The sequence below is a fragment of the Gemmata sp. genome (assembly GCF_051859125.1).
Classification (GTDB): Bacteria; Planctomycetota; Planctomycetia; order Gemmatales; family Gemmataceae; genus Gemmata.
Window position 1 is genome coordinate 25,685 of sequence record NZ_JBHYGG010000235.1, and the last position, 14,862, is coordinate 40,546.

The following is a 14,862-nucleotide window of genomic DNA, read 5'->3' on the forward strand; positions in this document are numbered from 1 at the left end:
GCATCCAGACGCGCGATTGGCACCGCCCGAATCGACACCGCGTGCCCCATGCCCCGTTGGGGGGGACGCCAACGAACGCGCCCGGGCGGGGCCGCCCGGGCGCTGCGACGCGGCGGGGCTGAACCTCACTTGTGGGGCGTGTGGCACGCCTTGCACGACTCGCCGATGGTGCCGAGCGCATCGTTGGCGGCCTTGGCGTCCTTCTTCTCGGTCGCGTCGAACAGGGCCTTGGTGTCGCCGGCGTACTTCTCGCTCAGCGTCTTCCACGAGTCGGCGTCGCCCTTCTTCGGCTTGTTCTTGCCGAGCGCCGCGCCGAAGACCGACATCGCCTTGGCGTACTTCTGGGCGTCGTCCCACTTCTCGGCCTTCACCGCGGCCTTGACCTTGCCCATGTAGGCCTCGGTCCCCTTGTGCCCCTTCGCCATGATTTCCTTGATCGTCGGCGTCTTGTCATCCTTCTTGTCGTCGGCGGCCGTGCCGAACCCGCCGAACGCGAGGACCAGCGCGGCCATGCCGAGGCCCGCAACAACACTCGTGATCTTCCGCAGCATCAAAACACCTTTTCATTCACAGGGAACCGTCTGAACGCACCGGGGCGAACGCCGACCCGACGCGGCGGACTGGACTCAAGATGCGGGGCGCGCGGCCCGCGGGTGGCGTGCTGAAAACCTGGGGCGTGGCCCGCGGCGGGAACCGAACCCGCGGCCGACTCTCGCCGGTTGAGACGCGGGCCGTTCGGGGGATATTCACCGAAACCGGGGCACGGGTGCGGGGCCACCTGACCGATCACGGCCGGGACCGCCAGCGCGTCGGCGGGTCGCAGAACGGGCGCGCAACACCGGTCCCCGGGAACGTTGCAGCGAGGATAAGGCGACGTGCGGGGTGCGTCAAGCGTGCGGGGCGTGAAGTTGGGACGAGCCCGGGGCAGTGGGGGATGCGCACCCGTGCCCGATTCTCGCTCCCCGTCACATCCGCTCTGCGGTGCGACGGGGAGCAACGGGAAGACCGGACCCGGTCGGAGCGGCCGCGCCAAAACCTTCCCCTTGTCCGGGTTGCGGGCCGCGCCCTATTCTTCACCGTGTACCTGCCCCCTTGGTTCCGCCGCCGGCCCCAACCTTCCGGGACGCCCGCGGCGGAGGGAACGTCTCCGGTCCCGCGCCGACCTTCCGGCGACCCGGCGGGACCGCCCACCATCTCTACCGGGTGCAATCGGCCATGACGAGCTGGCATCGCAACGAGTACATCCTGAAGGGCGTGTTCCTCGGGCTGTGGGTCTTCTTCGCGCTCCAGGTGCCCGGCGGCCCGACCGACGCCTGGGTGGACATCGCGTGGGTCGTCGGGTGGGTGTGCGCCGGCCTCGCCGTCGGCCTCGCCGCCGGGACCGCGCTGCAGGTCTCCCGCGGCCTGCGGCCGTGGCACAACTGGGTCGCGTTCCCGCTGATGGTGCTCCTCGAGAGCCCCACGTTCATCTACGCCGGCATCGTGTCCGGCCTGCTCGTCGGCGTGCTCTCGGGCACGGCCGGGGCCGAGCCGTGGGCGGGGGACCTCGCCGGCGCCTTCGGCCTCACCTTCGCCGACATCCGGCACACCCCGCCGGCCGGCGAGTGGCTCGGGTACTGCGCCTTCGGCGGCGCGGTCCTCGGGCTCGCGCTGTACCGGTTCCGCCAGGTGCCCGACCGCACCCGCCGGTTCTGGATCGGGCTGGGGGTCGCGGCCCTCATGGTGTACCTCGCGGACCAGTACGTCGCCCGCGTCCCGGGGCTCGACGACCCGGCCCGCCGGTTCAACCTCGGCGCGTACATCCTGCTCGGGCTGCCGTTCTTCTACCTGCTCACGTTCTGCGGCGAGTCGGAGGAGTCCGAGGTCGAGATCATGACGTTCTGCGCCGCGCTCGGCGTGGGGCTGCACCTGATGGGGTTCGCGAAGCAGTTCCCGGGGCTCGGCGCGGCCGCCCCGTTCCTGATCCCGGTGACGCTGTACTTCGTGTACGCGACCCGCATCATGCCCGGCCTGCGGGTGTTCAAGCACGTCCTCCGCGGGTACGGGTACATGAACCTCGGGCGGCTCACGCTGGCCGTGCAGTTCTTCAACCGGGCGCTCGAACTCGACCCGCGGAGCCCGCTCGCGGGCCAGGGGCTCGTGGCGCTGCACAACAACCTGACCCTCTCGCAGATCGACAGCGACCCGCAGCTCGTCAGCGCCCTCGACTTCACCCTGTGCCTCGACCGGGCCACCGCCCTGCTCATGCCGGCCGGCACCGTGCCGACGCCGACCCAGCGGGCCGAGGCGGAAAGGTTCCTGTCCCTCGTGGAGCAGAAGAAGCCCGCGTACCTCGCGCAGATCGACTACCTGCGGGTGGTCTCGCTGATGCACGCGAAGCAGTACGACGCGGCCGCCGAGACGCTCGCCCGGCTGCTCAGCCCCGAGACCCCCGGCTACCACCCGGTCGTCCGCGGCCGCGTGCTGTTCGACGCCTGGGACCTCGCCCTGCGGCTGCACCCGAAGCTGGTCGAGCGGCTCGGGTGGGACGAGCTGAACAAGCCCGGCCGCCGCATGGAGCTGATCGCCGCGACCGAGCGGAAGCTCGCGGCCGAGCCGACCAACCCCGCGGCGAAGGAGTACCGCACGATGCTGTACGCCCAGCTCGCGGAGGGCGAGTTCATCGCCGCGGCCGCGGCCGGGCGGCCCAAGGACTTCTCGTTCGAGTACGTCGAGCAACTCGGGCTCGCGCTCGTGGACGACGCCGACCCGGACCGCCGCGAGCGCGGCATGGGGTACATGCGGATCGCCGGCCGCGGCCTTCCCGACAAGGGGCCGGGCATCTTCGTGAAGCTGGCGCAGGTGTACGACAAGCACGGCGACGCCGAGAACGCGCGGAAGTCGTACGAGTCGGCGAAGCAGGTCGGGCTGGCGGTCGGGCCGCGCGAGCTGTACCGCGACCAGAAGGCGTTCTACACCGACGCGCTCCGCAAGCTCGCGGCGCTCGCCGAGGCGAAGGGCAACGAACTGCTCGCCGCTGCCGAGGAGGCGGCGGCCCGCGGCGACGCCGACGGCGCGGCCGGCCGCAGGGCCGAGGCGCACGCGCACTTCGAGACCGCCATCGCCGAGTGGCGGCAGTACCTCGAGGACGGCGGCCCCGCGGCGCTCGACGCGTACCGCAAGCTCGCCGAGTTCTACGGCAAGACCGGCGACGCGCTGAACGCGCTGCTCATGACCGAGACCGGGCTGACGTACAGCAGCACCGACACCGACCTGCTCAAGAAGAAGGACACCTTCTACTACTCGGTCGAGCCCGAGCGGCTGGAGAAGGTCAAGGACCGGGTGGTGCGGTGGTTCGACGTGAGCTACTGCGTGAAGAAGGCGATGTCGGTGCTCAACACCAAGGACGGCGGGGCCGACCTGCTCGACTGGGCGGCGCACCTCAGCGCCCTCGCCCGCGTCATGAAGCCGACGAGCAACGGCGTGCGGCTCATCGAGGCCCGGGTGCTGCTCCGCAAGGGCGAGCGCGACGCCGGGGTGGCGATCCTCGAAGACGTCCGCGAGGCCGAGAAGGGGTCGGGCGAGGAGCAGGAGGCGTGGTACACGACCACGAAGCTCCTCGGGCAGCTCTACCTGGAGGAGTTCTCGCGACCGGACCTGGCGCTGAAGTGCTACTCGGACTACAAGGACTACCACAAGAGCGGGGCCGACACGATCTACCAGATCGCGAAGTGCTACGAGGCCCAGGGCGACACGCCGAACGCGATCAAGTTCTACAGCGCCGTCACCGCCTACGAGGGCCACACGCTGTACTGGGACGCGAAGGAAGCGCTGCGCCGGCTCGGCAAGGAGTGAAGCCGGAAGAGATTGATCCACAGATTACGCAGAAGACACAGATTTCCGGACAGAGATGCGCTCTGGATGTTTGTGTTGTAGCCGCGGAGCGGCGACCGAGGGTAGCCAGGGGTGCGGCCCGCGTGCGGGCAAACCCCTGGTCCCCGGCGCGACGCGGGGCGCCCCGGACCAGGGGTTCACGCTCGAAGACTCGCTCCACCCCTGGCTACCATCTGTCGCCCCTCCGGGGCTGCCCTCTGTCCTCTGTCCTCTGATTTCTAATCTGTGTCTTCTGCGTAATCTGTGGATAACTCCGTCTTCTCGTGACCTCACCGCGGGACGATCTCGACGGCGTTCGCGTCGAGCGCGAGCGGGAATCTCAACCGCTCGTGACCTCCGCGACCGGCCGGTGTACACTACCGCCCGTTCCGGGGACCACTCGCGGGCCAGGGGTTCGAACGTGCCACTCGAAACGCTCAACGCCGACCGCACCGAAGCGGAGCGCGTGTTCCACGACCAGCAGGCCGCGGAGCGGGCCGTCAGCTTCCGCACCGGCCGGGCCGACCTCGCGTTCGCCGACGCCGACTTCCTCGACCACGAGACGTGGGTGCGGCCGGCGTTCGCGCTGCTCGGCGACCTCCGCGGCAAGCGGGCCCTCGACTACGGGTGCGGGCACGGCATGGCCGCCGTCGTAATGGCGCGTGCGGGCGCGGCGGTCACCGCGTTCGACCTCTCCCCGGGGTACGTCGCCGAGGCCCGCGAGCGCGCCGCCGTGAACCGCGTGGCGGTCGAGTGCGTCGCGGCCGACGGCGAGGCGTTGCCGTTCGAGAGCGGGTCGTTCGACGCGGTGTGGGGGAACGCGATCCTGCACCACCTCGACCTTTCGCGGGCGGGGCGCGAGCTGCACCGCGTCATGCGGCCCGGTGGCGTGGCAGTGTTCTGCGAGCCGTGGGGCGGGAACCCGCTCCTCGCGTTCGCCCGCCGCCGGCTCCCGTACCCCGGCAAGGACCGCACCCCCGACGAGGTGCCGCTCACGCGCCGCGACCTCGCGCCGCTGCGGGCGACGTTCCCCGACCTCGACGTGCGGGGCTATCAGCTCCTGGGAATGGTGCGGCGGGTGTGGCGGAACCGCACCGTGTGCCGCGCGTGCGACGCGGCCGACACCGGCCTGCTGCGCGTGCTGCCGGGGCTCGGGAACTGGTGCCGGTACGCGGTCGTCGTGCTGCGGAAGCGGTAGTACCCGGTCCTGTGGACCGCTCTCCGTCCGAGCCCGAGCGCCGAGCGAGGGTTGGCGTTGTCCCTCGCTCGGCGCTCGGGCTCGGACCAGACGAAGCGCTCCCCCAGGACAGTTCGCTCCAATGGGACCCGAGTGGGTAGCGGTGCCGGCAGTCTCGCCTGCCCCACCGACTCACGCGGGCATCAGCCGCGGGTTCGAGAACACCATCTTCCACGGGCGGATCGTCCACCGCACGAACACGCCGGCGGCGTGGAACGGGTCGGCCCGCAGCAGCGCCTCGGCCGCTTCCATCGAGTCGGCCTCGTAGATGATGAGCGCGCCGTACCCGTCGTCGAACGGGCCGGACCCGAACAGTTGGTCCTTCTCGATCAGGCTCGTCAGGTACGCCCGGTGCGTCGGCCGCACCGCGTTCACCTTGTCCGCGTCCTGAATGTACTCGATCACGGCGGCGTACTTCACGACCGGGCCTCCGCGGTGGTGACGAGCACCGGCACCACGCGCTCGGCCGGGAAGTACGCCCGGCTCAGCACCGCGTGCGCCCCGAACAGCACGCCCGAGAAGAACAGGTCGCCGACGATCGTGCCGCGGAAGAACGGGACGCCGGCCGCGTAACAATCCGCGAGCCCGGCGAGCGAATACCCGTACGGGGCGGCCTGCTCCAGCCAGCTCACGAAGTTGCTGGCCGTGAAGAACAACAGGCTCGCGCCGAGCGCGCCGCCGGCGATGGTGAGCGGTGAATCGGTCCGCCGCAAGAAGGCGTACCCGACCGCGACGTAGCCGAGGAAGTACACCCACGACAGCGGGTACGGGTCCATGCCCAGCGCGAAGTAGACGGCGGCGTCCTTCGCGATGATCGCCAAGGCAACGAACAGGAACGCCCGGTTGAAGGAGAGCCGGGCCGCGGCGAACAACCCGACGGCCCCGATTACCGAGACGTTCCACGGCTGCGCCGACGCGGGCAGCACGGAGACGATCGCCGGCAGTGCGGCGGCCGTCGCGACGCCGGCCCAGGCGAGCCCCCGGGTCATCGGCTTGTGGGGCGGGCAGTTCGTCGGATCGTCGGTCACGGTGGACCTCCGGGGAAGTCGATTCGGGCAGCGCGTTAAGGACAGAGTAGGCACGGGGCTGCGCACCCGCAAGTCGGGTACAATGCGCCAACCGCACTCGCACGAGGGAACCCATGAGCGCGAACGCAACGGGACTGGACGACGACGTGCGGATCGGGGTGCCGGCCGCGGGGCGGGCCGCGTTCGTTCCCGAGCCCGGGGGACCGACGTCCCCCGCTCGCCACGACCCCGAACCGGAGTTGCGCCCCGGCGAGACCGAACTCGGCCGGCCGCCGCAACTCGCACCCGACCTCGCGCCGCTCTCGGTCGCCGATGCCGCCGCGCTGAAGGCGCTCGACGAGGACGCCGCCGGCCGCGACCTCGCCGAGGCCGAACTGCTCCTCGCGTCCGACCCGACCGGCCTAGGGTGGCTCGGGTGGTTCGGCTCGCCGCTCGTGTTCGCGGTGCTGATCGGCACGGTCGGCGTGTTCGGCCTGTTCTTCGTGAACCAGGCGATCACCCTCGTCAACGCGCTCGCGCAGCAGCCGCAGTGGGCGCAGTACGCCGGGTACGCGGGGCTCGGGCTGTTCGCGTTCTGCGTGCTGTTCGCGGCGCTGCGGTTCGCGTTCATCTACGCCCGGCTCACCCGCAACCGGCAGCTCCGCGTGAAGGGGATCGAGGAGCTGTCGCGGCGGACGCGGCTGCGGTGGCTGGCGGCGGCGAAGTCGGCCGAGGCCCGCGAGCAGATCGAAGCGTACCTCAGCACCTACCCGATGGACACCGAGAAGGACCGCAAGGCGCTGCGGGGGCTGGGCCTGACCGACGAGATGCAGGGGCGGATGGCGGCGGTGCGCGTCGAACTGCTCGACCGCGACCGGTTCGCGTCGACCGAGCAGTGGTTCGCCCGGTTCCGCGACGGGTTCCAGGCCGAACTCGACGCCGCGGCCGAGACGCGCATCAAGTACTGGGGGAGCCGCATCTGGGTGGTGACGGCGGTGGCCCCGAACGCGATGGTGGACTCGGGCGCGACGCTGTTCTACGCCTTCTCGCTGCTGACCGACCTGTGCCGCATCTACAACCTGCGGGCCGGCCGCACCGGCACGGCGGTGCTGCTGAGCCGGGTGTTCTTCAACGCCTACCTCGCGGGCCAGGGCACCGAGTGGGAGAAGCTGGCGGAGGAGCAGTACGACCAGTTGTTCGCGGAGGCGATGAACGTGGTAGGTGTCGGCGTCAGCTCGAACGTGGTGGGCAAGATGCTGGGCAAGGTCGGCGCGAAGGCCACGACCGGCTACCTGAACCGCGTCCTCCTCATCCGCCTCGGCCGCTACTCCTCGCGGCTCCTGCGGCCGGTGACGAGAGATTAGTTTCCCGGCCGATGGGAACGCCGTAGGGCCGGCTGTGCCGGCCGACGCTGGGCACAGCGGGGAGGCCGCGGCCGGCACAGCCGGCCCTACGGTTCCGCGTCATCACCCGCCGCGCCTCACTTCGCCCGCTACTTGCCCTTGAACCGGAACGTCTCCCCGTACACGGTCACCCCGCCGGTCTTCTCGACCTCCAGCGGTCCCGCTTCCATTGATTCCCGTGGCACGGACTTGGGCCGCTTCGCAACACTGACGGGGAACGCCCCGACCTCCGTCCCGTCTTTGAGCCAGTACACCCGCACCGCGTAGTTGTCCGACTCGGGCGGTTTTACATCCCCGGTGCCGTGGCCCTCGACCACCCACTTCGCCGACCACACGAGCACGTACAGTCGCTCGTCGTCGGTCGCCGCACCGATCACTCGCGTTTGGTGGTGCGGAGTGCGGTTCAGGCCCACCGGGATCGGGACGCCCACTGTCGTGCCGGACCGGAACAGCACGGTCAGCCGGCCGGCCGGCAACGCGGTGTGGAGGATCTGCGGGGGCGACGGCGGCAACGCCGGCAGCGGACCGAACAACTTCGGTTCCACGACAGCCCCGCCCACGGCGTGAACGACGAAACCGTCGCCCTTCACGACCACGACAGGTTGGTCGGTCGCCGGATCGGGCGGGGCGGAGATCAGCGTCGCGGCGAGCAGACTCAGTGCGAGCGGGGTCATGTGCGGTCTCCGGAGAGGCGACGGCGGCCATCGTACCCGCGCCGGCTCTCGACCGTGAGGAGCCGTTACCGGCGCGTTGCGCGGAAGGCACCAGCAGGGGGCACGCTGGCCGCGTACAATCGACCCCGTCCCCGCGACCGGTCGCCACCCAGTTCCCTGCGAGGTGCCGCATGTCCGACAAGAAGACGTACACCGACGACGAGGTGAAGGCGAAGCTTGCGGAGTGCGGGCTCGGCGAGTGGTACCTCGAAGACGGGTGGATCCGCCGCAAGTACAACACCGACGGCTGGCCGCAGACGCTCATGGCCGTCAACGCCGTCGGGTACCTGTGCGAGGCCGCGTGGCACCACGCCGACCTCGCCGTCACCTGGGGCAAGCTCTGGGTGAAGCTCCGGACCCACGACGCCGGCGGCATCACCGACCAGGACTTCGAGCTGGCCCAGAAGATCGAGGAGGTCGTGCTGTGGCGGCCCGCCGCCGGCGGCGCGCTCTCCGGCAACCCGAAGAAATTCGTATTCAGTAAGGGCTGATGCCAGAAGTCCCGGGTTGAACGTACCGGGCCACCCGAAGACGTTCGCGTTCGCGAAGTCGTGACCCACTCCCGTCCCGAGCAACACATGAAACGCTGCCTCTCGGTCCTCGCGCTGCTCGTTCCGTCGTTCGCGCTCGCCGCGCCGGTCGTCACCGTCACCGGCGGGAAGACCGACGGGGCCGACGTCGTCGTCCGCGTCCCGTTCGCCGGCGACGCGGTGACCGCCAACGCCGTCGAACTCTCGACCGGCGGCACCGTGCCCGCCCAGGTCACCGGCCCGGCCCTCACCGACGACCCCGCCGTCAAGCAGTACCTCGTGTTCGTGCTCCCCAAGCTCAAGGCCGGGGAGACCGTCACCGCCACCGCCGTCACCAAGGCCGGCGCGCCGCAGTTCAAGTTCGTCGAGAAGTCTGGCGCGCCGCTCGAACTCGTGTACGGCTCCGCCGAGCAGCGGCCCGTGCTCCAGTACTTCAACCTGCCGCGCGACCCCAAGGACCACTACTACACGTTCAAGCCGTTCCACAACGTGTACGACCCGGTCGCCGGCAAGACGGTGCTGACTAACACGTCGTCGAAGGCCGCGAAGGACGGCCAGTTCCCGCACCACCGCGGGCTGTTCTTCGGGTTCAACCGCATCGCGTTCGGCGACAAGCAGACCGCCGACGTGTGGCACGGCACCGACAACGTGTTCTCGCAGCACGACAAGATGCTGGTGACCGAGGCCGGCGACGCGCTCGGCCGGCACCGCAGCGAGATCTCGTGGAACGGCAAGGACGGCAAGCCGTTCGCCACCGAGCACCGCGAGGTCACCGCCTACGCGGCCCCCGGCGGCACGCTCATCGACTGGAGCACCGAGCTGACCACCGCGCTCCCGAAGGTGCGGCTCGACGGCGACCCGCAGCACGCCGGGTTCCACTTCCGGGCCAACATGGAGGTGTCGAAGAACGGCAAGGCGAACACCTACTACCTGCGGCCCGACGGCAAGGGCAAGCCGGGCGAGACCCGGAACTGGGACGCGAAGGGGAAGGACGCCAAGGCGGTGAACCTGCCGTGGAACGCGGTCAGCTTCGTGGTCGGCGAGTCGCGGTACACGGTCCTGCGGGTGAACCACCCGAGCAACCCCGGCGAGACCCGCGGGAGCGAGCGCGACTACGGGCGGTTCGGCGACTACTTCGAGTACGACCTGACCCCCGAGAAGCCGCTCAAGCTCAAGTACCGCATCTGGGTCCAGCCCGGCGAGATGACCGTCGAGCAGTGCCAGGCGATCGCCGACGCCTTCGTGACCCCGCCGGCCGCCAAGCTCGCCGCGAAGTGACCGGGGAAGAGAAAGAGAGTGATCCACAGATTACGCAGAAGACACAGATTTCCAGACACAGAGCAGAGGACAGAAAGCAGACCCGATGGTCTCTAACTTCTGATCTCTGTCCTCGGTCTTCAAATCTGTGTCTTCTGCGTAATCTGCGGATCACCCTCTTCTCAACTGCCGAACGCGAGCGCGTGCAGCTCCGCGGCGCGCCGCTCGATCAGCTCCCGCATCGCCAGCTTCTCGCGCCACTCGGCCGGGATCCCCTCCGCCCCGTAGTACGCCCCGGCGATCTGCCCGTAGACCGCACCGGTCGAGTCGGCGTCCTCGCCCAAGTTCACCACCGCCAGCGCCCCGGCGCGGAACGTGTCGGTCGTGTGGAACGCCCACAGCGCCGCCTCCAGCGTGTGGATCACGTACCCGCTCCCGCGGACCTGCGGCGGCTCCTTCACCTTGAACGACCCGCGGGCGATCTCCTGCACCTTCGCCGCGAGCGGGTGCTCCAGCCAGCAGTTCACGGCCGGCTCGTACTCGTTGTTGAGGATCGCCCGCTTGTCCAGGCCGCTCACCGCCGCGAGGATCAGCCCCGCGAAGTACCGACACGCATCGACGCAGACGTTCGCGCCGTGCGTCGTCCGCGAGCTTTCACCAGCAAGGCGGATCGCTTCCGCCGGGTTGTTGGCGAACGCGAGCGGGGCCGGCGCGAGTCGCATCAGCGAGCCGTTGCCCGCGGTGTCGGCGTCCACCGGCCCGGGGTACGGCTCGCCCGTCTGCCGGAAGCGGTCGAGCGAGCCCCGCGTCGTGATGCCGATGTCGAAGCACCGGCCCTTCACGCTGAGGTGCCCGCCGCGCCACCAGCGGACGTAGGTTTCGAGCTGATGGACCGGGTCGAACCCGCGCGTCTCGACGAGGCTTTCGGCGAGGCACAGCGCCATGCTCGTGTCGTCGGTCCACTCGCCGGGCTTCAGGTCGAACGGCCCGCCGCCGACCATGTCGGTGAGCGGCGCGAAGGTGCCGGGGTGTTTGAATTCGAGCGTGGTGCCGAGCGCGTCGCCGGCGGCGAGGCCGAGCAGCGCGCCGCGGAAGCGGTCGAGCGTCGTCATTTGGGGCGTCCGTGGTTGCGGGAGGTGCGTGAGGTGAGCATACCGGTCCACTGGAGGGACCGGAAGCGCCGCCGCGAGGTTCGCGGCCCGACGATTCCGGCACCCGGTAAACTGAACCCGTCGGCACCACCGGAGCGGAGGCGGAAATGGACCTCGGGATCAGCGGGAAGGCGGCGGTCGTGTGCGCGTCGAGCCGCGGGCTGGGCCGGGCGTGCGCGCTCGAACTCGCACGGGCCGGGTGCGTCGTCGTGGTTAACGGCCGCGACGCCGGCGCGCTCGAATAGACCGCCCAGGAGGTCCGCGACCTCACGGGCGCGACCGTTCACGCGGTCGCGGCCGACGTCGCGACGCACGACGGCCAGCGCGACATCCTGGCCGCGGTCCCGCAGGTGGACATTCTCGTGACGAACAACGGCGGCCCGCCCCTCCGCGACTTCCGCGAGATCGACCGCGACGCGATGCTCGCCGGGGTCGTCGGCAACATGGTCGCGCCGATCGAACTGATCCAGCGGGTCATCGACGGCATGGTCGCGCGGCGGTTCGGGCGGATCGTGAACATCACCTCGGGGTCGGTGAAGATGCCGCTCGCGGGCCTCGACCTCTCCAGCGGCGCACGCGCCGGGCTCACGGGGTTCCTCGCGGGCGTCGCGCGGTCGGTCGCGCACGCCAACGTGACGATCAACTGCCTGCTGCCGGGGTCGTTCGACACGCGGCGGCTGCGGTCGTCGCTGGAAACCGCCGCGACGCGCTCCGGCACCGACGTCGCAACCGTGCGGGCCACGCGCGAAGCGGCGATCCCGGCGAAGCGGTTCGGCGACCCGGTCGAGTTCGGTGCGGCGTGCGCGTTCCTGTGCTCAGCCAGCGCCGGGTTCGTCACCGGCCAGAGCCTGCTCATCGACGGCGGCGCGTTCCCCGGCGTGATGTGAACCGATCCTCCCCCGCAGCGCCGCCAACTCCTCGACCGTGATCCCGTGCGTGCCGACCATGCGGTGGTGGGGGTCGGGGCCGTGGCAGTCGCTGCCGCCGCTCACCGCGAACCCGAAGCGCGCCGCGGCATCACGCAGCGCCGCGGTGCGCGAGTTCCGGCCCCACGGGTACTCGGCCTCGAGCGCGTCGAGTCCGTAGCCCGCGAGCGTGCGGAACGTGTCGTCGTCCAGGTCGGCCGGGGGGTGCGCGAGCGACGCAACGCCCCCGGCCGCGTGGACCAGGTGAATCGCCTCCTCGACCGGCACCAGCACCTTCGGCCCCACCTCGCCCCGCAGCGGCCCGACGAAGCGCTGGAACGCCTCGTGCCGGTTGTGCGCGATGCCGCACGCGACGAGCAACTGCGCGACGTGCCGACGGCCGAGGCTCACGGCCCCCTGCTCCACCAACGCCACGCGGTCCGCCGGGATGTTTCGGCCGCCGACGCGGAGCCGTTCGACGAACTCGCGGAACCGCTCGCGGCGCCGCTCACACACGCGGGCGAGCGCGGCGCTCAGGTCGGCGTGGTCCGTGCGGACGAAGTACCCGAGCAGGTGGAACTCGCGGTCGCGGAACGACGCGGAAATCTCCACGCCGGCGATCACGTCGAGGTGCGGCGCGGCGGCTTGTGCTTCGGCGACCCCCGCGAGCGTGTCGTGGTCTGTGACCGCGACCGCGGCGACGCCGGCCTGCCGCGCGTGGGCGACGACCTGCGAGGGGGTGAACTCGCCGTCGCTCGCGGTGGTGTGGGTGTGCAGGTCGGCACGCCGCGGCCGAGCGAGGGCGGCGAGTTGGCGGGCCAGGTTCGTGAACGGCGAGCGGCGCGGCATGGGGTGACAATACGGCCCGGCGCGCCGTCCGGCCGCGAACGCCGCGAACGCCGCGGGTGTCCTTGAATCCGCCGCGGGGCTAAAACTCCCCCACACCATCACCACGAACGGAAGTGTACCAGTGGCCGACGAAGCACCCGACCTCGCCGAGGTCCGCCTCGACAAGCTCCGCCAGATCGAAGCCCTCGGCATCGACCCGTGGGGCCACCGGTTCGACGGCGTCACCCCGATCGGCGAGGTCCGCAAGCTGCCGGCCGAGAACTTCGCCGACGACAAGCAGGGGCCGGCCGTGCGGGCCGCCGGCCGCGTCGTGCGGATGCGGCCGGGCGGGAAGCTCGTGTTCCTCGAGATCTGGGACCAGACCGGCCGGGTCCAGGTGATGCTCCGCGTCAACAAGCTCACCGAGACCGAGTGGAAGGTCGTCCAACTGCTCGACTTCGGCGACCTCATCGGGGTGGACGGCGAGTTCGGCAAGACCCGGACCGGCGAGCCGACGATCCAGGCCACGAAGCTCACGTTCCTCACGAAGTCGCTGGAGCCGCACCCGAAGGACACGTCGGGGATGAGCGACGAGGAGTACCGGCTCCGGCACCGGTACCTCGACATGATCTACACCCCGGACACCCTCCGCCGGGCGCAGCAGCGGGTGAAGCTCATCCGCACGATCCGCACCCACCTCGACGACCTCGGCTACCTGGAGGTCGAGACGCCGACGCTCCACGCGATCGCCGGCGGCGCGGCGGCCCGCCCGTTCGAGACGCACCACAACACCCTCGGGCTCGACCTGTTCGTCCGCATCGCGCTCGAACTGCCGCTCAAGAAGCTGCTCGTCGGCGGGCTCGAAAAGGTGTACGAGATCGGCCGCGTGTTCCGCAACGAGGGGGTCAGCAAGAAGCACAACCCCGAGTTCACGATGCTGGAGCTGTACCAGGCGTACGGCGACCTGTTCAGCATCATGGAGCTGACCGAGGGGCTGATCGTCGCGCTCGTGGACGCCGTCGGACCGGCCGCCGAGGTCGAGCGGACCGAGGAGTACGAGGAGAAGGGCGAGAAGAAGACGCGGGCCGTGCGGAAGCGGGCCTACGACCTGTTCGGCGAGCGGCACCTGCCGTTCGGCGACCGGGTCGTGAACTTCGCGCCGCCGTTCCTGCGGGTGCAGTACGCGGACCTGATGCGCGAGCACGCGGGGTGCGACATGCTCGACAAGGACGCCGTGCGCCGGGCCGCGACCGCGGCGAAGGTGCGGCTCGAACTGCGCGACGAGAAGACCGGCACCGTGACCGCGAAGGAGCACGACGTGCTCGTTCACGAGCTGTTCGAGCACAGGGTCGAGCCGGCGCTGGCGAAGCTCGACCGGCCCGTGTTCGTGTACGACTACCCGGCCGCGCTGTGCCCGCTCACGAAGCGCAAGCGCGACAACCCGGCGCTGGCCGAGCGGTTCGAGCTGTACGTGTTCGGCATGGAACTCGCCAACGCCTACACCGAGCTGAACGACCCAATCACGCAGGAGCAGACGTTCGCCCAGCAGCTCGCCGGCATGGCGGAGGAGGACTCGATGGCCAAGATGGACCACGACTTCATCCGGGCGCTGCGGCACGGGATGCCGCCCGCGGGCGGCCTGGGCATCGGCATCGACCGGCTCGTGATGCTGCTGACCAACACGCAGACGATCCGCGACGTGATCCTGTTCCCGCTCCTCCGACCCGAGGCGAAGTGACCGCCGACAAGGTACGTCACTCGCTCCGCGAGTGACTCCGGTGGGGCTCCGATACCGAACCTCATGGATTCGCTTCTGTCTGGTGGGGCAGACATTCTTGTCTGCCTCGTGAGGCGTTTGGAGGCAGGCAAGAATGCCTGCCCCACCACGGGCAACTGATCCACGCAATTCGGTATGAGCCGACCGGTGAAAATTTCTGCGCCGGGGTGCGACTCGCGGAGCGAGTCGTCTACGCTGCCGG

12 protein-coding genes and 1 pseudogene are annotated in these 14,862 nt (G+C 70.3%); 7 read left to right on the forward strand and 6 right to left on the reverse strand.

From position 1 onward, the window contains the following. Nucleotides 1-125 precede the first annotated feature (125 nt). Nucleotides 126-551, reverse strand: a complete 426-nt coding sequence (locus ACTIGN_RS18820) for a cytochrome c (protein ID WP_439626610.1) — start codon at nt 549-551, stop codon at nt 126-128. Between the two features lie 664 nt (nt 552-1,215). Here ACTIGN_RS18820 and ACTIGN_RS18825 point away from each other — a divergent pair. After that, complete coding sequence (locus ACTIGN_RS18825; protein WP_439626612.1) at nt 1,216-3,834, forward strand: tetratricopeptide repeat protein; 2,619 nt, start codon at nt 1,216-1,218, stop codon at nt 3,832-3,834. Between the two features lie 439 nt (nt 3,835-4,273). After that, on the forward strand, nt 4,274-5,050 hold the full coding sequence (locus ACTIGN_RS18830) for a class I SAM-dependent methyltransferase (protein ID WP_439626614.1): 777 nt from the start codon (nt 4,274-4,276) through the stop codon (nt 5,048-5,050). Nucleotides 5,051-5,221: 171 nt separating this feature from the next. Here the strand turns inward: ACTIGN_RS18830 and ACTIGN_RS18835 are convergent, their stop codons facing one another. Then, nucleotides 5,222-5,509: a YciI family protein gene (locus ACTIGN_RS18835; RefSeq protein ID WP_439626616.1), complete on the reverse strand. Its 288-nt coding sequence runs from the start codon at nt 5,507-5,509 to the stop codon at nt 5,222-5,224. Continuing rightward, nucleotides 5,506-6,117 (reverse strand): DUF6580 family putative transport protein, encoded by a 612-nt coding sequence (locus tag ACTIGN_RS18840; protein ID WP_439626618.1) that lies wholly within the window; start codon nt 6,115-6,117, stop codon nt 5,506-5,508. The genes ACTIGN_RS18835 and ACTIGN_RS18840 overlap by 4 nt, the downstream gene beginning before the upstream one ends. A 113-nt stretch (nt 6,118-6,230) precedes the next feature. On the opposite strand from ACTIGN_RS18840, the gene ACTIGN_RS18845 reads away from it, so the two are divergent. Then, nucleotides 6,231-7,460, forward strand: a complete 1,230-nt coding sequence (locus tag ACTIGN_RS18845) for a DUF697 domain-containing protein (RefSeq protein WP_439626620.1) — start codon at nt 6,231-6,233, stop codon at nt 7,458-7,460. A 128-nt stretch (nt 7,461-7,588) separates the two neighbouring features. Here the strand turns inward: ACTIGN_RS18845 and ACTIGN_RS18850 are convergent, their stop codons facing one another. Continuing rightward, entirely contained in the window at nt 7,589-8,173 is a 585-nt protein-coding gene (locus tag ACTIGN_RS18850) for a hypothetical protein (protein ID WP_439626622.1), read from the reverse strand. Nucleotides 8,174-8,343: 170 nt separating this feature from the next. Here ACTIGN_RS18850 and ACTIGN_RS18855 point away from each other — a divergent pair, with 170 nt between their 5' ends. Continuing rightward, nucleotides 8,344-8,703 carry a 4a-hydroxytetrahydrobiopterin dehydratase gene (locus tag ACTIGN_RS18855; protein WP_439626624.1) on the forward strand — a complete coding sequence of 120 codons (360 nt, stop codon included), beginning with the start codon at nt 8,344-8,346 and terminating at the stop codon, nt 8,701-8,703. A gap of 87 nt (nt 8,704-8,790) precedes the next feature. Then, nucleotides 8,791-10,020, forward strand: a complete 1,230-nt coding sequence (locus ACTIGN_RS18860) for a DUF6807 family protein (RefSeq protein ID WP_439626625.1) — start codon at nt 8,791-8,793, stop codon at nt 10,018-10,020. 161 nt (nt 10,021-10,181) lie between these two features. Here the strand turns inward: ACTIGN_RS18860 and ACTIGN_RS18865 are convergent, their stop codons facing one another. Further along, the gene (locus ACTIGN_RS18865; protein WP_439626627.1) at nt 10,182-11,111 is read right to left on the reverse strand and encodes an ADP-ribosylglycohydrolase family protein; all 930 of its coding nucleotides are present in this window, start codon (nt 11,109-11,111) and stop codon (nt 10,182-10,184) included. Nucleotides 11,112-11,257: 146 nt separating this feature from the next. On the opposite strand from ACTIGN_RS18865, the pseudogene ACTIGN_RS18870 reads away from it, so the two are divergent. After that, nucleotides 11,258-12,037, forward strand: a pseudogene (locus tag ACTIGN_RS18870) (SDR family NAD(P)-dependent oxidoreductase). Here the strand turns inward: ACTIGN_RS18870 and ACTIGN_RS18875 are convergent. Beyond that, complete coding sequence (locus ACTIGN_RS18875) at nt 11,966-12,904, reverse strand: PHP domain-containing protein (RefSeq protein WP_439626629.1); 939 nt, start codon at nt 12,902-12,904, stop codon at nt 11,966-11,968. The pseudogene ACTIGN_RS18870 and the gene ACTIGN_RS18875 sit on opposite strands and share 72 nt — an antisense overlap. A gap of 121 nt (nt 12,905-13,025) precedes the next feature. Here ACTIGN_RS18875 and lysS point away from each other — a divergent pair, with 121 nt between their 5' ends. Then, a complete protein-coding gene (gene lysS, locus ACTIGN_RS18880) occupies nt 13,026-14,621 on the forward strand; it encodes a lysine--tRNA ligase (RefSeq protein ID WP_439626631.1) in 1,596 nt (531 codons plus the stop codon). Nucleotides 14,622-14,862: the final 241 nt, after the last annotated feature.